Genomic DNA, 21,167 nt, shown 5'->3' on the forward strand with positions numbered 1-21,167 from the left:
GGATCATCGCGGCGATCTGGCTTTGGGCGTCTCCGCGGGCGGATAGCCGTAGCTGCGGGAAAAGGCTCGGGAAAACGCCGCCGCGCTGCCGAAACCAACCCTGTGTGCGACGGCTTTGACGCTGTGGCCGGCAGCGATTTCGGCACGGCCCAGCGCAAGCCGCCAGGCCGTCACATAGGCAGCGGGCGTCGTCCCGACGACCCCGGTGAATTGCGCGATGAAGTGGCCGCGGGACAGTCCCGCCAATTGGGCGAGCGTCTCGGTGCGCCAGCCAAAAGCCGGCCTGTCATGGACGGCCACAAGGCATGGGTGCAGGGTCGGATGGGCAAGGCCGGCCAGAAGTCCCGCGCCGACGCGCCCCATGTCTATCGCGCGCCGCACCGCCAGGACCACGATGATTTCGCACAGGCGTTCCTGGACGGTGCGTCCACCGCAACTGGCGTTCTCGGTCTCCATCATCAAGGCGTCGGCAAGACCCCGCATCCGCGGGTGCTCGGCCAACGCCAACACCAGTTCCTCGGGCAAGGCCCCGACAAGCGGATTGTCGATCCCGCCAAAATCGATCCTGGCCGCCACCAGGACGGAAAACGTCGGGTCGCTGGGAGCGCCTCCCGCGGCACGGAAGACGACGTACGAGGCGTCGGCTTCTTCTTCTCGGCTGACCAGGAAGAGGTTGGCGTCTGCCTCCAGCCGGTCGGTCACCACGGCCCGCAGGCCAAACGCCTGCATGAAGGCCGTCAGCCGATCATGCTTTCGTCCAGAAATCAGATTCTCGATCATGCAACACCCGGTAATCGTGATCGAGATTATGCCAAAGTGACGTTCCTTGATAGAGCTACCCCTGACACATCAGAGTTGGACCGCCATGTCAGTCGATGCCGCCGCCAAGTTCGACCCGTCGCGGGCCGCCGAATACGAAACCCAAAGCAGGATCGCGCTTGCCGGCTATGATGCCTGCCATGAGCTCGCCGCCTGCATGCTCGCGGCGTCGCTCGGCACCGAATCGAGCTCACGCATACTTATCGCGGGCGCCGGCGGCACCGCACGCGAGATCATCACTGCCGCAAGGCTGGAACCGTTCTGGACCTTCGTCGCCGTGGACCCGTCGAAGCCGATGCTGGATTTGGCGACATCGCGCATCGAGGCCGCCGGGCTCATGGATCGGACTGAGACGGTGTTGGGGACCGTGTCGGACCTGCCCGAGGACGGGGGCTTCGATGCCGCGACGCTGATCGGCGTCCTGCATCATCTGCCCGGCCACGAAGCCAAGCAGACAATCCTCGGCGACATCGCCAGGCGTGTGAAAAAGGACGGTCCGCTTGTCCTGGCTGGCAATCACCATGCCTACGCTTCGCAGCCGCTGATGATGGCGGCCTGGGCTCAGCGTTGGCGAATGAACGGAGCGACCCCTTCCGAGATCGAGGCAAAGCTTGGCAAAATCCTGCAAGGAGCCGACCCGCCGCAATCGGAAGATGCCGTCTTCGCCCTGCTTTCGCAGTCCGGCTTTACAAGGCCGCAGCGCTTTTTCTCAAGCCTGTTCTGGGGTGCCTGGATCGCATTCCGAAAGTGATACGGGCGACGACGCGCCGGACGCGTCTTCGCGGCCGCGTCAGAAAGCTGTCCTGATCTTGGTGTCGGAATTGGCGAACACCTCGTCCGGCACGAAAAAGTCGCCGGCCAGCGGGCCGGTGGCGCCGGGTGCGTAAATGGAAAAGTCGCTGACGCCCTCCGCGCGCAGCACCTCTTCATCGATGTAGAAATTGCCTGTCGCCTCGCGCGACGGACGCATGAAGATGGCATGCGCGGCATCCGCCATGATGTCGGGCGAACGGCTCATCGCGGCAACCGTCGCTCCACCCAGCAGATTGCGCACCGCCGCCGTGTCGATGGTCGAGATCGGCCACAGCGAATTGACCGCGACGCCGTCCTTGGCGAACTCGGCGCTCATCCCCAGCGTGCACATCGACATGCCGAATTTGGCCATGGTGTAGGCGACGTGGTTCTTGAACCATTTGGCCTTCATGTCGAGCGGCGGCGCCAGATTCAGAATGTGAGCATTCTCAGCCAACTTCAGGTGCGGAATGCACATTTTGGACACCAGGAAGGTGCCGCGCGTGTTGATCTGATGCATCAGGTCGTAGCGCTTCATGTCGGTTTCCAGCGTGCCGGTGAGCTGGATGGCGCTGGCATTGTTGACGCAGATGTCGATGCCGCCGAATTTTTCCACCGTCTTTGCAACCGCCTCCGCGACCTGCGTCTCCTCGCGAATGTCGCACAACATGGGCAGCGCCTTGCCGCCGGCCTGCTCGATCTCCTCGGCCGCCGTGTAGATCGTGCCCGGCAACTTCGGATGCGGCTCGGCGGTCTTGGCGGCGATCGTCACATTGGCGCCGTCGCGCGCCGCCCGCAGCGCGATCGCCAGCCCAATGCCGCGCGACCCGCCGGAGATGAACAGCGTCTTTCCCTTGAGCGACATTTTTCCTCCGCGTGAATTGTCTCGTTGCGCGATCCTTGCGCGCGCCGCAGCGGGATACAAGAGCTTCTGGCGCGAAGTTATGGTGACGCTGCGGAGGGTCTCACAGAACTTGGGTTCCTAAACCAGCACCAGCCCCTGCCGCATGGCGATCGCGATGGCATCTGTCCGGTTCGCCGCGCCGAGCTTGATCAGGATCGCGGCGACATGGAACTTCGCCGTGTGTACGGAAATATTGAGCCGCCGCGCGATCACCTTGTTGGGCGCGCCTTCGGCCAGCAGCGCCAGCACTTCCGCCTCGCGTGGCGACAGCGCCGGATGAGCGGCATGCTCGTCGGAAGCTTCCTCTTCCAGCGGCTCGCTTTCACCGCCGCGGAAATCCTGCGGGCTGGCGCGCACACCGGCGGAAATCCGATAACCCACCGCCGCCAGCCGCACCGCCGATGCGATGAGCAGATCATCAGCGCCGGCGGCCATGACGGCGAGGACTTCGCCGGCTGGCCGCTCGCCCTCGGCGCGGCCCGACAGCAGCACCCGCGGCGTCGAGGCCGGCACGGCATCGCTGCTCCTGTCGTCGACGACGGCCACATCGGCCGGACCGGCCACGACCGGCAACAGATCCTCGCTGGCGGCGAGAGAGGCTGCAAGCTGTTCGGCGCGCGCCGCGTCGCCAAGCGCGATCAGCACCACCAGCCGCCGCGCGGTGGTGCTGTCACTCATGATGCGATCGCTGGCCGATATGTCCATCATTCCTCTCAGGAGAGCGGCTTCTCGCCGACGGTAAGTTGCACGTCGCGCTTTTCGCCGCCGCGCACGACGCCAAGCGTCACCGAAGCGCCGGCGCTGTCGGGTCCGAGCCTGCGGATCAGATCGCGCGGGCCATGCACGGCCTCGCCGTTCCAGGCCACGATGATGTCGCCGAGCGACAGGCCGGCGGCCTTGGCCGGGCCATTGTCGTCGAGGCTCATCACCATCGCGCCCTTGGCGTCGCGGTCGCGCACCGGATGCAGGCCGGCGCCGAGATAGCCGCGCGCGACATGGCCTTTTTCGCGCAGTGTCGCCGCCGCCCGCTCGATCGTCTCGTAGGGCATGACCAGCGCGCGCCCGCGCGGCCCGAACAAAAGCATGCCGATCAGCGCGCCCTTCGCGTCCAGCACCGGACCGCCCTCGAAGCGGCCGCCGGCGCCGACGGCCAGGTTGATGCGCCGGTCGATCGTGCCGCCGCGCATCGAGCGCCAGGCCGGGCCGACCTCGCCGACCGAGCCCGACACCGCCAGCAACGAACCCTCGCTGCTGCCGACGGCGATGGCGATGTTGCCCGGCCGCACGGCATCGGCCCTGGCAAGGACAGGCGCGGCGGCCGCATCCGCCGGCTTCAGGAGGGCCACGCCCGTCGAAGGATCACGGCCGACGAGTTCGGCCTTCGCCGTCTCGCCTGAGGCCAGCGTCAGTTCGATCTCCTCGCCGGCCTCGACGGCCTCCTCGGCGGTGACGAAATAGCCGTCACGCCAATGGAAGGCGCTTACGGTGCGGTGATGATGGGTGGCGAAGCTCGCCGTCGCGAGAGCCGCCTTCGCGGCCAGATCGGCAATGGCGTCTGAAAACGCGCTTGGATTGAAGTCGCTCATATGGGTCTCCTGGGTTTCTCTCATGTCCCAGATATCGCTCGACGGCGCGCTTGCAGGTACTCGCCTGACGGCTAGTTGCTGACTTGACTGGCCATCTGGTCAGGTCGCGGCGGTTCGCGCCGCTCCGCACATATAGTGCGTGCCGGCCAAAAGTGCTCACCAGTTCGGGATGACGGCACATACACGAGAAACGCATCGTTGCGCCTGACAATAGGAGCCCGTCCATGGCCCTTGCCGCCCAGAAATTTGAAACCGATGAAGCGCTGGCCGACGGCTTGCTGCTCGACACCTACTCGACGACGGTCGCGGATGCCGTCGACCGCATCGGGCCGGCCGTCTGCCGCATCGAGCGCGTTGGCGGCCAGGGCGGTCATGGTTCGGGTTTCGTCATCGCGCCGGATGGGCTTGTGGTCACCAACTTCCATGTCGTAGGTGACGCCAGGACAGTGCGCGTCTCGATGCCGGACGGCGCCTCGAGCGAGGGCCGCGTGCTCGGCCGCGATCCCGACACCGACATTGCGCTGGTGCGCGCCGACGGCAGCTTTGCCGACGTGGCGCCGCTCGGCGATTCCAAGCGGCTCAGGCGCGGTCAGATCGCGATCGCCATCGGCAACCCGCTCGGCTTCGAATGGACCGTCACTTCGGGCGTCGTCTCCGCGCTCGGCCGTTCGATGCGCGCTTCGACCGGCCGGCTGATCGACGACGTCATCCAGACCGATGCCGCGCTGAACCCCGGCAATTCGGGCGGGCCGCTGGTGTCGTCAGCGGGCGAAGTCATCGGTGTCAACACCGCCATGATCCATGGCGCGCAAGGCATCGCCTTCGCGGTCGCCTCCAACACCGCCAGGTTCGTCATTTCCGAGATCATCCGCTTTGGCCGCGTGCGGCGCGCCTTCATCGGCGTCTCCGCCGACACCACCAATCTGCCGCGCCGCGCCGCTCTCTTGTCGCAGGTATCGACCAGCACGGCGGTGCGCCTGCGCAGTGTCGAGAAGGGCGGCCCGGCGGCCAAGGCTGGCCTCAAGGAAGGCGACATCATCGCGGCGATAGACGGACGCCCGGTCACCGGCGTCGACGATCTCGTGCGCATGCTCGACGCCGAGCGCATCGGCCGCGAGACGCTCTGCACCGTGGTACGCCGCACCGGCGTCAGCCAGGTGGCGGTTACGCCGGTGGCACGGGCGAGTTGACCTGAGAAGGGCGGACCTTCGGCCCGCCCCTGCCCTAGTTGATTTCCAGTCCCTGATTGCCCAGCCGCATCTTCAGCAAGGTGACGCGGCTTGCCTGCATTGAATCCAGACCCTGGACGCTTGCGGTCTGCTGCCGTTCGCGAAGCGCCACGCGCATGGCGTGAAACCCGAGCGAGCGGTAGGCTTCCATCTGCTCCTCGGAGAAGAACTGATCACTGGTCGGCTCATTGGGGAAAAGCGGGTAGCGTCGTTCGTAGTCGAGGACATAGTCGGGCTCGTCACCGGTGACCGACGCCTTGACGTAAAGCAGGATGCCTTCGACCGGATCATTCTCGTAGAGGATCTTGCCGACAGCGAAATGCCGCAGATGCAGTTCCGATTCCGCCGGGATGATCTTGGTGCGGTTGGCGTCGCGCGCCAGCGCCGCATCCCGCACCGGCCGCCAGTCGAGCGAGATGCGTGCGCCGAGATCAATCCTGGCGAAGCGCTGCACATCGGTGAAGGCGCCGAAATTCATGCCGGCATCGGCCTCGGCATCGACGACGATGATCAGCTTGCACTTGCGCTTCAGCAATTGATAGAGACCGATATTGTCGATATGGCCGCCATCGGTGATGTAGACGCGCGAACTGTCCGACCTCAACTGTCCCGTCGCCTCCGCAAGCAGGTACAGCCGCAATATGTCCTCCCAGCTGCGCCTTGGACGCTCCTCTTCGGTCGCGACCGGGCCCAGGATGGCACGCTCGCTTTCAAGCGCGACCCGGCTTGGATTGGGAAGCCAGAATCCCAGCCGCAGGTTGAGCAACGCCAGCGTCGGCCCAAGCAGGCCGAGACTGATCCGTCCCATGCTCGAAGAGATGGCGGCACCCGAAATCGCGGCCGCCGCCGCGAGATCCAGTTGGCCTTCCTCCTTGGCCATCGCGGCCGATGCCACGTAGCCTGTCGATTCACTGCCGACGAAGTGTTTTGAAAACAGAAAGAACTCGGCATTGCGTCCCCGCTTGCTGGGATCGGCCAGCGGCAGGCTGGCGGCTACCTTTGCCGGAGGCTGGCGGCGGGGCGGCAGCGTGATGTCGGGCCCGCCCCACCAGGCGCTCAACCTGATCGCGGCGGCAATCTTCTTGCCCGCCCAGCGGACCGCGCTGGCGACGAATGATTTTCTCGCAGGTCCGGCGGCTTGCCTGGCGTGACGGACATTCAACGTGCCGTTTATCAAGAGATAAGGCGCCTTGGCGCCAAGCCCCTTCAACGCGATGTCGGGCATTCCTTCGCTGCCGCCGAGCCGGAACGCCCAGCGCAGCCGGTCGCGGTAAAGGCGGTGCAGGCCATTGGCATTCTCGGTGAAATTGAAGGCCACCGTTATCACGATCACGGTAATGGCCAGATAATTGAGCAGCACCGTGAATTCGTCGGCATGCCAGAAACCGCCCGACATCCTGGCGGCCACGGCGAAAAGACCTGAACTCGCAAGCACCAGAACCACCTTCACGACCACGGATCCGCTGTAGTCATGCCTCATCGCGGCAAAGAAGGCGGTGAGCCGGCCAGGCGCCAGATCGTCGGCAAGATAGCGGACCGCGAAGGTTCGCCCCAGCAGGAACAGCGCCGTGCAAACGGCCAGGCAGGTGAACAGCAGGTGGCTGTCGGCGGTCAGCCAGGCCGGGCCGTAGGCGTAACCGCTGGCACGGCCAAAGAACCACGACACGTTGAAGCCGAGGAACGTGATCGCAGATATCTTGATGCCCCAGAGCGTGATCAGCAGAAAGAAACCATAGATCAGCAACGGCAAGGCAAGGCCTAGCGCGAGGAACGCCGCCCGCGCCAGGTAGCCGCGGATCTGATGCCCGATCTTCGGCGAATTCAGCGCCTTCTGCACCCAGGAAATCAGCAAGCCTCTGAAAGCCGCGGTGGCGGTGACGATCGCCGCGGCGGCCGTGATCAGCGCCTTGAGCGTTTCCAACGTGGTCTGCCGGTGGCCGGACTTCGGCGAGGTCACCTCGATCAGCCACAGGATGATCTTGGGCTGCACTTCGATCAGGAACAGGCCGGCCGTGACCAGCAGCAAGGTACGGCCATCCTTGGCCCAGAGGCTGTCCTGTTCCAGATGCTCGCCCTTGCGCGCGATGGCATAGCTGTCGGAGTAGGATCGCCGCAGCCCCCATCCAACCAGCCACACCGCGAAGACCACCAGGGCCGAGCGCGACAGCACGAAAGGATTGGCGATCATCGATCGCAGGCTGGCACCCCATCCGGTCATGCCCCAGTCGGCCCCCAACAGCCAGTTGGCGACGTCGAGAACGATGCTGTGGCCGAGATGATCGGTGGTCGGGTTCGTCAGGATGATGAATGTCGCCAGCGGCAGGACAAGGGTCAGCAGCAGCAGGAAATTCACCATCCAGCCGCGCATGAGGATGCCGACAGAAAGGGTGATGTCGCGAAAGCCGCGCGGCGCCAGAAAACGGCTGTTGTCACGGATATGGCCGACGAGCTTGTTGTCATGCACGTCGTCGTCGGAGGCGAAGGGAAAATCGAGCTGATCGTCGTTGCCTCTCCTCGCCTGCTTGAGTTCCTGACGCGTCATGTCGGCGACCATCGCCGATCCGATATAGCCGCCGCCCGATACCGTCGACAGATAGTCGATCCTGGGTATGAGCTTGTACTGGTCGAGCGCCTGTAACGCGCCAAGGCAAAACGAAGCCGACCTTATCCCGCCGCCCGACAGCGCAACGCCGAACAGCCAGGCAGGATCATGCCTGGGAACGGAATCCGGCTTACCGCCGCTGGCATCGTTCGAAACCTTCACGCCCAGTCTCTTGCGGCGATGGATGATCGAACGATACTCGGACCGCAGAACCGTCTTGAAGTCGGTGGCCATGGCTCCCCCCGATGCCAACCCTGTTGAATTATACAGCAGGCCGGAAAGTTTTCAGCAAGGATTATTGCATTCGGGAAGTTGAACCGGCCCTTTTCAGCCAAGATTTGAAACAAGACCGATTATAATGTCGCGGCAATCACCTTGCCGCCGGCAAGCCATCGGACGGGCAGCGTCAGGCAAGACGGCGCGAGCGGCATCCCGGCGGCGCCTGCCGGCAGGACCCCTCACGCCCCCGCCGCCCCTTCCGCATACTGCGCCAGAAATTCCTCGCTGGGCGGGATCGGCTTGATCACGTCGATCAGCACGCCGTTGGGATCCCTGGTGATGAAGTGGCGCTGGCCGAAAGGCTCGTCGCGCAGTGTCCGCAGGATCGGCAGGCCGGCGGCAAGGATCCGGGCATAGACCGCATCGGGGTCGCGAACCTCGAAATTGATCAGCAGGCCCGACGTCCGCCCCCGCCCCTGCTCGGGAATGGTCTCGTGGTCGCCCTGGACGATGCCGAGATTGACGCGTTTGCTGTCGACCGATTGCAGATGCACGTACCAGTCGCTTTCAAACAGCGGCTGGAAGCCGAAATGCTCGACATAGAACGCCGCCGTGCCGGCGACATCGCCCGTCATCAGCACCGGATAGTAGCTCGTCGTCTTCATCTTTCTTTCTCCCGTCAATTAACATACAGTCTGCATGTAAGTTGAATTAACATACAGGCTGCATGTATGCAACAGGATTCCGCGCGCCGCTCGAACCGCGACCGCACCGAGGCGACGCGCGCCGAGCTGATCGCCGCGGCGCGAAGACTTTTCACGCAGAAATCCTACGCCGAGACAAGCACGCCGGAGATCGTCACCGCGGCCGGGGTGACGCGCGGCGCGCTCTATCACCATTTCGCTGACAAGCAGGCGCTGTTCGCCGCCGTGGTCGAACAGGAAGCGGCGGCGGTAGCGGGCGAGATCGACCGCGCCTCCCCGCCTTCGCTCGGTGCCCGCGATGCGCTGCTTGCCGGCTCCGATGCCTATCTTGCCGCCATGCGGGTACCCGGCCGCACGCGGCTTCTGCTGCTCGACGGCCCGGCCGTGCTTGGCCGCGCCGAAATGGATGCCATCGACAACCGCCACGGCAACCGTTCGCTGCGTGAGGGCCTTGTCGCGGCCATGCGCGCGCGATCGATGACAAAGCTGCCGGCGGAGGCGCTGACGGCCCTTCTTGCCGCCGCTTTCGACCGGGCGGCGCTGGCCATCGAGGCGGGCGCACCGGCCGAGGAGTACCGCGCCGTTCTGACAGCGCTCATCGATGGCTTGTCCCGCGCCTAGCTGGCAGGCAGCACGCATCCGCGCTCCGGCGGTGACGATGAAAACCGCCGCGCGACGCAACCGAACCAGCGCGATGCCGTTATGACTGAGCTTACCAACCCGGCGGGAGCCAGCACTCGGGACCGACAGATGAAAAAGACCTATGAGAAACCGACACTACGCAAGCGCGAAAAATTGACCGCACGCACGGCGCAGATCGTGGTTTCCGGGGTGACGATGATCCAGTGATTCCAGGGCGAGCTGCGGGGCTTGGGCGTTGCCGGATCAGATACCGGAGCCCGGGCCGCCATGGACCTCCGGTTCCTCCTCGGGCACCTCGCCCGGTTCGAACTCGTTGAAGCAGCCGAGCCCGCGCTTGAACCGCTCGATGAGCCAGGCGGCGGCCGGCTTCGGGCTGCGGTCGGTGCGGTGCATGGCAAACAAGGGCGCGCTCGTTTCCTTGTAGGGTTCGAGATCGAGTTCCACCAGCCGCCCGGAGGCCAGATCGTCGGCGATGAGCCAGCGCGGGAGGCCGCCCCAGCCCAGCCCCTCGCGCATCAATATGTGTTTGGTGCGCATGTCGGTCAGTCGCCAGGTGCGGTAGGCGAAGACGCCGTAGTCACGCCCCTTGGTACGCTCCGACTGGTCGGTGACGACAAGCTGCGTGTGTTCGCGCAGGTCCTCGAGCGCCACCGGCTTCGGCAGCAGGGCCAGCGGATGGTGGGGTGCTGCCGCCGGCACCATCGACATGAAACCGATGCGCACCAGATGCACATTCACCTCCCCCAGCAGGCCGCCTATGCCGAGATCGGCCTGTCCGTTGACGACGAGGTCGGGAATGAGGCCGAGCGTGCCGATATGCAGGCGCAACGTCACCGTCGGGAACTGCGCCTCGAAGGCTTTCAGCACCCCCACCAGCACCGGTGAAGGCAAGGCCACGTCGACCGACAGCGCGACCTCGGCCTCCAGTCCGTGATGGTGGCCGTCGGCGCGCGAGCGGATGCGCTGCAGCATGCCCATCATGCGCCGCGCGTCCTCAAGCATAGCGCGGCCGATCTCGGTCAGCTGCGGTTCGCGCGTGCCCTCGCGCTCGAAAAGCTTCAGCCCAAGCTGCGCCTCGAGATTGGCGATGCCGTAGCTGATGACCGACTGCGCCCGGTTGAGCTTGCGGCCGGCGGCCGAGAAACTGCCGGTGTCGGCAACGGCGACAAGGATCTGGAGCTGGTCGAGGGTTGGATTGGGCTGCATCGCGCTATCGATTTTATAGATGGATCATATAGAAAATATACCAGTTTATCGGATGGATCGATAGCCCCATATGTGGCGGGACAATTCATTCCACTGGAGAGACCCGCCATGTCCATTCTTCTTGTTACCTCGAGCCCGCGCGGCGCTGCCTCGCACTCGACCCGCATCGCCACCGAGTTCGCTGAAAAACTCATCGCCGCCGACCCGTCCAACACGCTGGTCGTGCGCGACCTCGTCGCCAACCCGCTGCCGCATATCGATGCCGACTATTCGACCGGCATCTACACGCCCGCCGAGGCGCGCACCCCGCGCCAGGCCGAGGTGGTCGGCGTCTCCGACGCCGTGCTCGACGAGTTGTTTGCCGCCGACACGGTGATCTTGGCCACCGGCTTCATCAACTTCAACATCTCCTCGACGCTGAAGTCCTGGGTCGACCATGTCGCCCGCTCGGGCAGGAGCTTTGCTTATGGAGAAGGCGGCCCCAAGGGCCTCGTCACCGGCAAGAAGGTCTACATCGTGCTAGCTTCGGGCGGCATCTATTCGGAAGGTGCGGCCGTGCAGTTCGATCACGCCGTTCCCTATCTGCGCGGCGTGCTCGGCTTCCTCGGCATGACCGATGTCGACGTCATCCGCATCGAGGGCGTCGGCATGGGGCCTGAGGCGGTGACCGCAGCACTTGCCAAGGCCACCGCCAAGGTGGATGCCGTGGTGGAAGAGGCGCGCAACCTCGCCGCGTAATCCATCCTCCGCATGAACTGAAAAGGCAGGCCTCAGGCCAGCCTTTTTCGTTTCTAACCCAGGAGATGCCGCAGCAATCCCGCCGAGGCTATTCCGATCACCACTGTCGGCAGCATCGACAGCCGCGTGGCGGCAAGGATGGTGACGGCAAGCGCTGCGAGGTCGGCGGGGTTCCTTGAGACGAAGTTCGGTGCGATGACCGAGATCAGCACGCAGCCCGGCGCGGCCTCCATCACGGCCGTTGCGCGGGCGCTGAGCGCGCGGTTTCGCAGGACGATGTATCCACCGATGCGCGTCAGGTAGGTGACACAGGCCATCAGCACGATGGCGAGAAGTGTTGCCATGTCGATCATGCGTCACCCGCCATCAGCCATGCTGAAGCCAGTCCGCTGACCGCGCCGGCGGCAACGTACCAGGCGCCGGGAACGAGCAGATAAACCAGCGCCGCGACGACAAGGCTGACCAGCCAGGGCCGCGCCGCCGCGACGCCCCTCCACATGCCGGCCATCAGCACCAGGAAAACGGCCGGAAACGCCATGTCGAAACCATAAGGCTCGACATTGCCGAGCAACGGGCCAAGCAGCGCTCCAGCCGTCGTGAAGGCGACCCAGGCCACATACATGGCAAGCGCCGCGCCCATGTAATAGGCAAGGCTGAAAGCGGGCGTCACATTCGCGCCGGCGCGCCGCCTGGCGTCGGCCAGGCCGAGCGCCCAACTCTCGTCGCACATGAAGAACAGCGCCGCGAACGCCTTGCGCCGAGGCAGGTGGCGCAGGAACGGCGCGAGCGCCGCGCCCATCAGCAGATGCCGGCTGTTAACCAGGAGAGTGATCGCCACGATCAGCACGATATGCGGCGGCGACGTCCACAGCTGTATCGCCGCGAATTCCGAACCACCGGCGAAGTTCAGTCCGGTCATCATCGGCAATTCCAGCGCGCTCAGCCCCTTCTGCCGCGCCTGCGCGCCCAACACCAGGGCATAAGGTACCGTGCCCAGAAGCACCGGCAGGCACGACATGACGCCGCGCCGGAACTCCGAACCCGATCGGCCGTGGACGGCCTCGGAAGCTGCTGCCTGGGAAATGCTCATGACTGCCGGACTCGCGGCTCCGTTTCGGTGGTACCGACGCAACCATATAAACTTGCCTTCGCAATTTGGTTGCGAACATTGTTGTTATTCCTGCCATATTGGCATTGAATGCCAGAAAATATCATGAGGTTGAAATACCACTCCATGAAGTTGGACGACATCGACAGGCGTATCCTGCGCGCCCTTCAACGCAACGGGCGCATTCCCAACAATGAATTGGCAACGGAAGTCGGGCTTTCGCCCTCGCCATGCCTGCGGCGCGTCAAGCTTCTGGAGGAAGCCGGCATCATCGACCGCTATGTCGCGGTGCTCAATCCGGCCAGCATCGGCAAGGGCCTCACCTTCTTCACCCGCATCTGGCTGAAGGCGCAGGACGAGGACACGATCGAACATTTCGCCGCCGAGGTCGCCAAGCTGCCGCAGGTCATGGAGTGCTACCTCATGCTTGGCGACTGCGACGCCATGGTGCGCGTGGTGGCGGCCGGCATCGACGACTACCGCCGCTTCCAATCGGAGCATCTGAGCCGCATCAAGGGCGTGCAGAACGTCAAGACCGATGTGCCGAGCCAGACCATCAAATACACGTCGGAACTGCCGATCTAGGACAGGTCCGCATGCGCGCCGAAACGAGGGCCTCAAGATGAATTCCGTGGTGTTCTGGATAGCGTGTGCGGCTGGATTGGCGATTGCCTATCTCCTCGGTTCCATTCCGACGGGTTATCTGGTGGGCAAACTGCTCGGGGGTATCGATATCCGCAAGCACGGCTCCAGATCCACTGGAGCCACGAACGTATTGCGAACCCTGGGAAAAGGGCCTGCCTTGGTCGTGCTGCTGGTCGATGTGCTGAAAGGCGCGGCGGCGATCGCCTTTGCAAACCGGTTTTTCGCCTGGCTCTTCACCATGCCGTCCGTCACGCCGCCGGCGGCGCTTGCCGCGCAGACCTTTGTGCCGTGGGCCGTCTGCCTGGCCGGGCTTGCCGCGCTGCTCGGGCATGGCCGGTCGATCTGGCTGAATTTCACGGGCGGCAAATCGGCCGCGACCGGCCTTGGCGTGCTCATGGCGATATCCTGGCCCGTCGGTCTGGGCGCGGCCGGGATTTTCGGTCTCGTCCTGGCAGTTGTTCGGATCGTTTCGCTCGGTTCCATGCTGGCGGCGTTGAGTGCCATCGCCCTGATCTGCGGGCTCGAGCATCCGTTGCCTTACCGCCTGCTGGTGATTGCCGGCGGCATTTACGTGATCGCGCGCCATCGCGCCAACATCCAGCGGCTGCTCGCTGGCACAGAGCCACGTCTAGGGCAATCAAGCCTGGCCCCGGAAGCGGGATCGAAACGGCAGCGCTGATCCCGGGCGCATTCCGCGACCCGTTTGCCGCGCCGCCGCAAATCTGCGCGTCCAGACTGGATAAAAAATGCAACCGGATTGTAGGATGGATGCCCGCGCCGGCGTCCTACGGACGCAATGGCACGGCGAAGCTGGACCGTGCCGTCACAAGACTGCGTTCCGGCATGGGAGAGAACCATGAACCATTCCTACCGTTGGGTCATCGTCGCCGCTGGCGCGCTGATGTCCTGCGTCGCCATCGGCACCATGTTCTCGCTGGCGATCTTCCTCGAACCCATGGCGCTGGACACACAATGGTCGCGCGCGGGCATTTCGAGCGCCATGACGCTCAACTTCCTGGTGATGGGTCTCGGCGGCTTCGCCTGGGGCGCCCTGTCCGACAGGTTCGGCGCCCGCATCGTCGTTGCGATCGGTGCGGTATTGCTCGGGCTGGCGCTGGTGCTGGCAAGCCGCGCCGGTTCGCTTCTCACCTTCCAGATCACCTATGGCGTGCTCGTGGGGCTGGCGGCCAGCGCGTTTTTCGCCCCGATGATCGCGCTCACCACGGCCTGGTTCGACACCAATCGCGGACTGGCCGTGTCGCTGGTCTCGGCCGGCATGGGCGTGGCGCCGATGACGATCTCGCCCTTCGCCCGCTGGCTGATCACGGCCTATGAATGGCGCACCGCCATGTTCGACATCGGTCTCCTGGCCTGGGTGCTGCTGCTGCCCGCCGTCCTGCTGGTGCGCCAGCCGCCGAAGCCCGCGGCCGCCGATGCGGCCGCGACGCCGGTCGCCGACGGCGCCGGCCTGACGGTCGGGCAGGCGCTGCGCTCGCCGCAATTCATCGTGCTGGGGCTGACTTTCTTCGCCTGCTGCGCGGCCCATTCCGGCCCGATCTTCCACATGGTCAGCTACGCCATGCTGTGCGGTGTCGCCCCCATGGCCGCGGTCTCGATCTACAGCGTCGAGGGCCTGGCCGGCCTCGGCGGCAGGCTGCTCTACGGCGTGCTGGCCGATCGGCTCGGCGTCAAGCCGGTGCTGATCGCGGGGCTGGCGATCCAGGCGGTCGTCATTGCCGCCTATCTCTCGATCAGCCAGCTCGACCAGTTCTATATGCTGGCCATCATCTTCGGCGCCACCTATGGCGGCGTCATGCCGCTCTACGCGGTGCTGGCACGCGAGTATTTCGGTCAGCGCATCCTCGGCACCGTGTTCGGCGCCGCCACCATGCTCTCCAGTCTCGGCATGGCGCTTGGCCCGCTTGCCGGCGGCATGATCTTCGACGCCTATGCCAGTTACCATTGGCTGTTCATCGGCTCGGCTCTCATTGGCCTCGGTGCCGCGGGCATAGCCATCGCCTTCCCGCCGCTGCCACGCAGGGCGTTGCAGGCGGCATAGGCGGGGCCAGGCAGCACAGTGAGGCCTCTCGACGTCGTGGCTTGGCGGGCCAATCGCCCGTCAAGCCACCGCCCGGCCTGCGTCAAGCCGACTTGAGGACCGTGAACGCCCGTTTCTGAAGCGGCCGTTTGACCTGGAAACTTGCCGCCGGAGCCGGCCGGCCGACATGAAAGCCCTGGACCTTGTCGATGCCGAATTGGCGCATGAGCAGCATCTGCTCTTCGGTCTCCACCCCTTCGACCAGGATTTTGTGGCCACGATTTCTGACCAGGGCAATGATGTCCTGCAGCATCGCCATGCCCTTGGGGGTGCCGCAGTCGTGGAGAAACGAGCGGTCGATCTTGACCGTATCGAAATCGATGAGACGAAGCCATGAAAGGCCGGCGAAGCCCGTCCCGAAATCGTCGAGCCAGATCCTGATCCCGAGCAGCTTCAGGTCGCTGATGCAACGCAGGATGTCCGAGTGCATCTCCATCTCCAGCCCTTCGGTGATCTCGAAGGCCAGCCTGTTGCCGGTCACGCCGGTCTCGCCCAGAATGGTCGCGACCGATGTCGCGAAACCGGGCGTCTTGAGCTGGATCGGCGATACGTTGACGCTGACGACGCGGACATGGTCCTGCGCCAGCAATTCGGCGCACACGGTCCTTATCGCCCAACGCCCGAGCTCGAGGATGGCGCCGGTCCGTTCCGCGACGGGAATGAACAGGCTCGGCGGAACCAGGGTGCCGTCCAGCATTTTGAGCCGCATCAGCGCCTCGACGGCCTCGACCCCACCCGACGTGACGTCCTGTATGGGCTGGTAGACAAGCGAAACCAGATCCTGGCCGATCGCGATCTTCAGCAGAGCCGCGAGGTTCTCGCTCTCGTCGCTGCTCTGGGGATCGGTCGGATCGAACAGCCGGGCACAGTTCCTGCCGCCGGCTTTCGCCAGGTAGAGCGCTCGATCGGCCTCGTGGATGATCTTCTCCAGCTTGGCGGCGGTCTGCTTCCTGGTGAATGCCGCGCCCACGCTCGCCGTCACGATCGAAATGCCGTCGCGGCGCAACTCATGCCCGATCGCCAGGTTCTCGACCGTGCGGCAAATGGCTTCCGCGAGATCGGCGACCTGGTCCTTCTTCTCCATGCGCGCCAGCACGATGAATTCCTCGCCGCCATAGCGGCCGATGGAACCGTCATATTGCCTGATCAGATCGCTGAGCGCATTGGCGACCTGGATCAGGCAACGGTCGCCTTCCTGATGGCCGTAGCAGTCGTTGAATTTCTTGAAGAAATCGACGTCGATGAGGATCGCCGCGAAACCGTGGCCAAGCTTTTGCCAGTCATTCCAGTAATCGCGCAGCTTCTCGTCGATCGCCCGCCGGTTTTCCAGACCTGTCAGGGGATCCGTCCGTGACAGCCTGAGCAGGGCCTTGCCGCGTTCGGTGGCCTCATTGTGCTGGATCTTGGCTTCCAGCGCGTTCAGGAAAACGTTGTAGCGCTCTTCGTTCAGCTTCCAGTTCACATAGGAGGTGAAGGTGAAGCACGAAACGTAGAACGTGCCGAAGACCATCTTGTAGGTCAGCGACGCGGGCACGAAATAATTCACCACGTACAGGATGCACAGGATGATCGTCGATGTGACGATCGAGACCTTGAAGCTGAAGGTGAAAAAGAGGTTGGCGCTCATCATGAAGATGGTGCCGAAAACCATGTAGTAGGCGACGCTTTCCTTGTTCGCGCCCATCGACGCCGGATACAGCCAGCCAATATAGCCGAAAATGATGGCCGCGGCGCAGGTCACGTCGAGCCACTCGGTGGCGGCTCCCCGGCGAAGCTGGGCTTCCAGGATCAGCAAGGCGGTCAGCCCGACGGCAAAGCGCGCCGTGATCGTATAGGCCGCCACGTCGGGTATCAGCAACAGATCCGACACCGAAAACAGCACATAGATGACGACGGCGATCCAGAGCCCCGGCCTGGCGTCCTTGCGTCGCTTGGACTGGGCCTCGGTGCGGTAGAGGATGCGCAGTTCGTCGGCCCCAAGCTCGTGGCGTGGGTCGAACGTATCCGCGGGCGCCGTGTCGGCCAATCCGAATGACGCGCGTTCGTTCACGATGAACCCCCGCTGTGGGGAACTTTGCGCTTCAAGCTCTTTTCCAGCTTCTGCCCCCACGCAGGCCGACTCCTTGGGTCACGGCACGATCTACCACGCAGTAAAATGCAACGGTGCAAGACAAGTTTGCGTTAACTCGACCCCCGAATCTTATCTGCAAGATCTCTAATGAGCCGAGATGGTTAACCAGAAATTAATCATACCGCTAAATTGCGCTGGAACCCGCATTGGCAAACCGTGCATTCTACGCAATAAGTTAACTGACTGTTAACTATGGAGCGTTGCGGTGCAAACTGTCCTTGATGGCCAAAGTCTGATTACTTCCGAGATGATCGCCGGCAGTCTCCATCGGAATCCCGAGCACCAGGGCGAAGCATTCGAGACCGCGCGCGCGGAACTGGCACTCATCCTGCACGCGACACAGCAGCAGATCGAGGAGCAGAAATTCCCCGCCGAGATCGTTCGCCGGCTGCTGTCGCTGCTCAACGCGCTGCGCGACAAGGTCCATCCCGACGTCTGGCAGGCCTTGATCCCGGTGGCGCAGAACCATCCGCTGCAGAACTATTTCCTCGAAGATCCGCTGACGAACTGGTCGTTCACCAAGCCCAGGGGCTATTCCGGCGACGCCGAACTGCTCGACTATATCTATTGCGACCCGCACGTGGCCGAGAGCGTGGCCAACGCCTCCGAGATCGGCAAGGCGCTTTACAGCCACACCCAGAACGTTCCGTCCTGCGTGGCGGCTCGCGAGCGGCGCGATCTCCTGACCCGCTATGTCGACGAGGCCGCCGCCAGGCATGGCCCCGACACGGAAGTGCTGGCGATCGCCGCCGGCCATCTGCGCGAAGCCAACCGCTCCGTCGCGCTCGCCGAAGGCGGCCTCAAGCGCTGGGTCGCACTCGACCAGGACCCGCAAAGCGTCGGACTGATCGCGCGCGACTTCCGGGGCACGGCGGTCGAAGCCATCGACGGCTCGGTGCGGACCGTGCTGACCCGCGGCCACAAGCTCGGCAAGTTCGACCTCATCTATGCCTCGGGCCTCTACGACTACCTCCAGCACAACGTCGCCGTGAAACTCACGAAGACCTGCCTGCAGATGCTGAAGCCGAACGGCACGTTCCTGTTTGCCAACTACGCCGAGGGCACGCCTGACGCCGGCTACCGCGAAACCTTCATGGACTGGGTGCTGCTGCTGCGGTCGGAAGTCGACATGTGGAACATCATCAACGCCAGCGTCGACCGCAACACCGTCGAGGCCCAGGTGTTTTTCGGCGAGAACCGCAACGTTCTCTACGCCGTCATCCAGAAGCGCGGATGAAATCCGTCTGGACGGCACCGGCTGGAGCAATTCCGGGAAAAGTGCGGAGTGGTTTTCCCGGGAGAGGCGCGCAGCGCTTCCCCTGGAAATTGCGTAAAAACAATACGTTGGACGGGTCAGAGATTCTATCAAACTCTGAACCGCTCCAAGGACCTCCAGCGCTTCGATCGCAGTGCTCGAGGGTATCGGCTCGCCGACGCGCAATCCCCGCTCTTCGGGAACGGCCCTGCCCTATCCGAAAATCCGCTCGCCCTGCTCGTCGACGAGCTGGATGCCCTTCTTGATCGAGATGTCGACGGCATCGTCCAGCCCGGCGAAACGGTCGGCGCGGATGAATTTGTGCTCCTTGACCACGCCATCGACCTCCTTGGAGACGACGCCGCAGGTCTGGTACTGGCCATCGGCCTTGTAGGGCGTGGCGCTGATCGTAAAACCCTTGTGTTCGACCTGCTTGGCCGGTGCGGCGCTGCCGGGTTCGGCCGCTTCACCGCCGCCGCCACCGCCGAAAAGACGTTTCAGAAAAGACATCGCTCAAATCTCCTTGTCGCCGGTGACCGCCTTCGCATGCGATTCACGACGTTGTCCCCCCAGCATGCGCGAATGTGCCGCCGCGTTCCAGCCCCCTGATGAAGACGCCGACCAGCAGTGCGATCTGCCGATCGATCTCGTCCGCCTGCCGGCGCACCGACCGGGCCGCGTAGCCGCTGGTGACGATGCCATGCACACTCGACCATAGGGTTCTGGCGGCGATCCGGCGCGTGTCCTCGTCGAGATCGAAGCCGCCATCGGCAAGAACCCCGGCGATGATCTCGAACAACTGGTCGAGCCGCGCCTCATAGACATCGGGCTCGGTCAACACCGGACGCCGCCTGTTGAAGGCAAGCAGGGCCGGCCAGCTGCCGGGATGCGCCTCGACGAAGCGCACATAGGCATCGGCCAGCGCCAGCAGCCGGTCGCGCACGTCGGTGACGCCGCGCCTGCCGAGATCGGCCATTGCCGCCGCCCCCGCGACACCCAGCCGGTCGAGCAGCCGCATATTGACCGCGCGGTGCACACCGTCGAGGTCGGAAAACAGATTGTAGACCGAGCCGACCGAGATGCCCGCCTGCTCGGCGATGGTCCTGGCCTTCAGATTGTCCATGCCGCCTTCGTTGAGCAGCACTTCGGCAATGGCCAGAACCCGCTCACCCGTCTCTTCCTTGTCCAGTGCCATGCTTTTCCTTCTGATGGGCGCGCCTTGCGAACGGCCCGTAGTTTTCGACCCCGATGCCGCTTCGTTTACCATATCCAGGGTGTCGTGAACAGCGTTCAAAAAAGATCTTGAACAACGTTCATTTCCTGTTATGTTGACTTCGTGAACATCGTTCACAAGAAAATTCGCAGGGAGAAGAACCATGCTTAGCCTGATCAAGACATTGCTCGACGGCGCCAGCGCGCGCGCCGAGGACGGCCTCAAGGATCGCTTCGCCATCGATCTTCTGGCGCAACGCATCCGCGACGCCGAGGCGGGCCTCGCCGCCGCCAAGCAGACGCTTGCCACGCTGATTGTGCGCCAGCGCGCCGAGCAGGCCGGCCTCGACCAGCTCGAACGCCGCCACGCCGACCTCGAAACACGCACGCTCAGCGCGCTGGCGGCCGGCAATGGCGGGCTGGCCGAAAGCGGTGCGGCGGCCATCGCCGAACTGGAGAACGAACGCGAGGTTCGCCGCGCCACGGTGCAGAGCCTCGGCGAAAAAACCTTGCGCATGCGGGTCTCGGTGGAGCGGGCGCACCGCCGCATCATCGACCTCAACCAGGGCATGATCTCGGCCCGCGCCATCGATGCCGAGCGCAAGGCGCAGTCACGTCTCGTCAGGTCGATCGGCCGTTCGGCGAGCCTCAACGACGCCGAGGAGCTTCTGGCCCGCAGGGCGCCAGCGACCCGTTCCAGGAGGCCGGCATTCTCGACGAGATCGACGGCGAGCTGCGTCACGACGCGATCCGCGACCGCCTTGCCGACGCCGGACACGGCCCGGCGGTGAAGGTACGCGCCAAGGACGTGCTCGAACGCCTGAGGACCGTCGACTGAAGCCTCCAGGACCTGACAACGATCTTATCGGACCCAACTTCGATCCAATCAAAGGAACACGACAATGAACGGCAATCAGACCTACATCATGTTCAACACCATCTCGGTTGGCGCCGCCTATTTCATGCTCGGCCTGTCGCTGTGGCTGGCGCCTGTCGACCTCTCGACCAAGGGCTATTGGGGCATGGGCATCCTGCTGCTCACCGGCAGCCTGGTGAACCTGGTCAAGTATCGCACCGACGAACGCATCTCCGCCGAGACCACGGCCAAGATCGAAAAGGCGCGCAACGAAAAACTGATCAGCGAGTATGTCGGCAAGGAATGATGCCGGCCTGCCCTGACGCAGAAAAGCCCGGGTCGCCTGAACTGACCCCCGAAAGTTGGACACAACCTTCGGGGGTTTTGTATGTCCAGACACAGTGCGAGTTTCAAGCGCTCG

Annotated in this window: 22 protein-coding genes; 10 read left to right on the forward strand and 12 right to left on the reverse strand. The window is 64.1% G+C overall.

Going from position 1 to position 21,167, the window contains the following annotated elements; genetic code table 11:
• Positions 1–3 precede the first annotated feature (3 nt).
• Positions 4–780, reverse strand: a complete 777-nt coding sequence (locus tag FJ967_RS26045) for an AraC family transcriptional regulator (RefSeq protein WP_140735182.1) — start codon at positions 778–780, stop codon at positions 4–6.
• Between the two features lie 85 nt (positions 781–865).
• On the opposite strand from FJ967_RS26045, the gene FJ967_RS26050 reads away from it, so the two are divergent.
• Positions 866–1,570 (forward strand): class I SAM-dependent methyltransferase, encoded by a 705-nt coding sequence (locus FJ967_RS26050; protein ID WP_140735184.1) that lies wholly within the window; start codon positions 866–868, stop codon positions 1,568–1,570.
• A 39-nt stretch (positions 1,571–1,609) separates the two neighbouring features.
• Here FJ967_RS26050 and FJ967_RS26055 read toward each other — a convergent pair whose 3' ends face one another.
• The 3 genes from FJ967_RS26055 to FJ967_RS26065 form a co-directional block, all read right to left on the reverse strand.
• On the reverse strand, positions 1,610–2,476 hold the full coding sequence (locus tag FJ967_RS26055) for an NAD(P)-dependent oxidoreductase (protein ID WP_140735186.1): 867 nt from the start codon (positions 2,474–2,476) through the stop codon (positions 1,610–1,612).
• 117 nt (positions 2,477–2,593) lie between these two features.
• A complete protein-coding gene (locus FJ967_RS26060) occupies positions 2,594–3,220 on the reverse strand; it encodes a response regulator transcription factor (RefSeq protein ID WP_140735187.1) in 627 nt (208 codons plus the stop codon).
• 8 nt (positions 3,221–3,228) lie between these two features.
• Positions 3,229–4,101, reverse strand: a complete 873-nt coding sequence (locus FJ967_RS26065) for a S1C family serine protease (RefSeq protein WP_140735188.1) — start codon at positions 4,099–4,101, stop codon at positions 3,229–3,231.
• 224 nt (positions 4,102–4,325) lie between these two features.
• On the opposite strand from FJ967_RS26065, the gene FJ967_RS26070 reads away from it, so the two are divergent.
• Positions 4,326–5,291, forward strand: a complete 966-nt coding sequence (locus FJ967_RS26070) for a trypsin-like peptidase domain-containing protein (protein WP_140735189.1) — start codon at positions 4,326–4,328, stop codon at positions 5,289–5,291.
• A 34-nt stretch (positions 5,292–5,325) separates the two neighbouring features.
• Here FJ967_RS26070 and FJ967_RS26075 read toward each other — a convergent pair whose 3' ends face one another.
• Entirely contained in the window at positions 5,326–8,166 is a 2,841-nt protein-coding gene (locus FJ967_RS26075) for a patatin-like phospholipase family protein (RefSeq protein ID WP_140735190.1), read from the reverse strand.
• A 224-nt stretch (positions 8,167–8,390) separates the two neighbouring features.
• Positions 8,391–8,816 carry a VOC family protein gene (locus tag FJ967_RS26080; protein ID WP_140735191.1) on the reverse strand — a complete coding sequence of 142 codons (426 nt, stop codon included), beginning with the start codon at positions 8,814–8,816 and terminating at the stop codon, positions 8,391–8,393.
• A 66-nt stretch (positions 8,817–8,882) separates the two neighbouring features.
• Here FJ967_RS26080 and FJ967_RS26085 point away from each other — a divergent pair, with 66 nt between their 5' ends.
• Positions 8,883–9,476: a TetR/AcrR family transcriptional regulator gene (locus FJ967_RS26085; RefSeq protein WP_140735192.1), complete on the forward strand. Its 594-nt coding sequence runs from the start codon at positions 8,883–8,885 to the stop codon at positions 9,474–9,476.
• Positions 9,477–9,740: 264 nt separating this feature from the next.
• On the opposite strand, the gene FJ967_RS26090 is transcribed toward FJ967_RS26085, so the two are convergent.
• Positions 9,741–10,703 (reverse strand): LysR family transcriptional regulator, encoded by a 963-nt coding sequence (locus FJ967_RS26090; protein WP_140735193.1) that lies wholly within the window; start codon positions 10,701–10,703, stop codon positions 9,741–9,743.
• A 108-nt stretch (positions 10,704–10,811) separates the two neighbouring features.
• Here FJ967_RS26090 and FJ967_RS26095 point away from each other — a divergent pair, with 108 nt between their 5' ends.
• Positions 10,812–11,441: an FMN-dependent NADH-azoreductase gene (locus FJ967_RS26095; RefSeq protein WP_140735194.1), complete on the forward strand. Its 630-nt coding sequence runs from the start codon at positions 10,812–10,814 to the stop codon at positions 11,439–11,441.
• Positions 11,442–11,494: 53 nt separating this feature from the next.
• Here FJ967_RS26095 and FJ967_RS26100 read toward each other — a convergent pair whose 3' ends face one another.
• Entirely contained in the window at positions 11,495–11,794 is a 300-nt protein-coding gene (locus FJ967_RS26100; RefSeq protein WP_140735195.1) for an AzlD family protein, read from the reverse strand.
• The gene (locus FJ967_RS26105) at positions 11,791–12,531 is read right to left on the reverse strand and encodes an AzlC family ABC transporter permease (protein ID WP_140735196.1); all 741 of its coding nucleotides are present in this window, start codon (positions 12,529–12,531) and stop codon (positions 11,791–11,793) included. Before FJ967_RS26105 ends, FJ967_RS26100 begins: the two co-directional genes overlap by 4 nt.
• Before the next feature lie 144 nt (positions 12,532–12,675).
• Here FJ967_RS26105 and FJ967_RS26110 point away from each other — a divergent pair, with 144 nt between their 5' ends.
• The 3 genes from FJ967_RS26110 to FJ967_RS26120 all read left to right on the forward strand — a co-directional run bounded on the left by FJ967_RS26110 (position 12,676) and on the right by FJ967_RS26120 (position 15,253).
• Positions 12,676–13,134, forward strand: coding sequence for an Lrp/AsnC family transcriptional regulator (locus tag FJ967_RS26110; RefSeq protein ID WP_140735197.1), 459 nt, complete (start codon positions 12,676–12,678; stop codon positions 13,132–13,134).
• A gap of 46 nt (positions 13,135–13,180) precedes the next feature.
• Positions 13,181–13,873: a glycerol-3-phosphate 1-O-acyltransferase PlsY gene (gene plsY, locus FJ967_RS26115; RefSeq protein WP_140735209.1), complete on the forward strand. Its 693-nt coding sequence runs from the start codon at positions 13,181–13,183 to the stop codon at positions 13,871–13,873.
• Positions 13,874–14,050: 177 nt separating this feature from the next.
• A complete protein-coding gene (locus FJ967_RS26120) occupies positions 14,051–15,253 on the forward strand; it encodes an MFS transporter (RefSeq protein WP_140735198.1) in 1,203 nt (400 codons plus the stop codon).
• Positions 15,254–15,335: 82 nt separating this feature from the next.
• Here the strand turns inward: FJ967_RS26120 and FJ967_RS26125 are convergent, their stop codons facing one another.
• Entirely contained in the window at positions 15,336–17,318 is a 1,983-nt protein-coding gene (locus FJ967_RS26125; protein WP_181176146.1) for an EAL domain-containing protein, read from the reverse strand.
• A gap of 310 nt (positions 17,319–17,628) precedes the next feature.
• Between FJ967_RS26125 and FJ967_RS26130 the strand changes: the two genes are divergently transcribed.
• The gene (locus FJ967_RS26130) at positions 17,629–18,660 is read left to right on the forward strand and encodes a class I SAM-dependent methyltransferase (RefSeq protein WP_140735200.1); all 1,032 of its coding nucleotides are present in this window, start codon (positions 17,629–17,631) and stop codon (positions 18,658–18,660) included.
• A 231-nt stretch (positions 18,661–18,891) separates the two neighbouring features.
• On the opposite strand, the gene FJ967_RS26135 is transcribed toward FJ967_RS26130, so the two are convergent.
• Together FJ967_RS26135 and FJ967_RS26140 are read right to left on the reverse strand one after the other, a co-directional pair.
• A complete protein-coding gene (locus tag FJ967_RS26135) occupies positions 18,892–19,188 on the reverse strand; it encodes an HlyU family transcriptional regulator (protein ID WP_140735201.1) in 297 nt (98 codons plus the stop codon).
• 43 nt (positions 19,189–19,231) lie between these two features.
• Positions 19,232–19,873: a TetR/AcrR family transcriptional regulator gene (locus tag FJ967_RS26140; RefSeq protein ID WP_140735202.1), complete on the reverse strand. Its 642-nt coding sequence runs from the start codon at positions 19,871–19,873 to the stop codon at positions 19,232–19,234.
• Positions 19,874–20,054: 181 nt separating this feature from the next.
• On the opposite strand from FJ967_RS26140, the gene FJ967_RS26145 reads away from it, so the two are divergent.
• Entirely contained in the window at positions 20,055–20,681 is a 627-nt protein-coding gene (locus FJ967_RS26145; RefSeq protein ID WP_246675390.1) for a PspA/IM30 family protein, read from the forward strand.
• A gap of 111 nt (positions 20,682–20,792) precedes the next feature.
• Entirely contained in the window at positions 20,793–21,053 is a 261-nt protein-coding gene (locus FJ967_RS26150) for a YiaA/YiaB family inner membrane protein (RefSeq protein ID WP_135898198.1), read from the forward strand.
• Positions 21,054–21,167 lie beyond the last annotated feature (114 nt).

The sequence above is a fragment of the Mesorhizobium sp. B2-3-4 genome, assembly GCF_006442315.1.
In the GTDB taxonomy this organism is placed as follows: domain Bacteria; phylum Pseudomonadota; class Alphaproteobacteria; order Rhizobiales; family Rhizobiaceae; genus Mesorhizobium.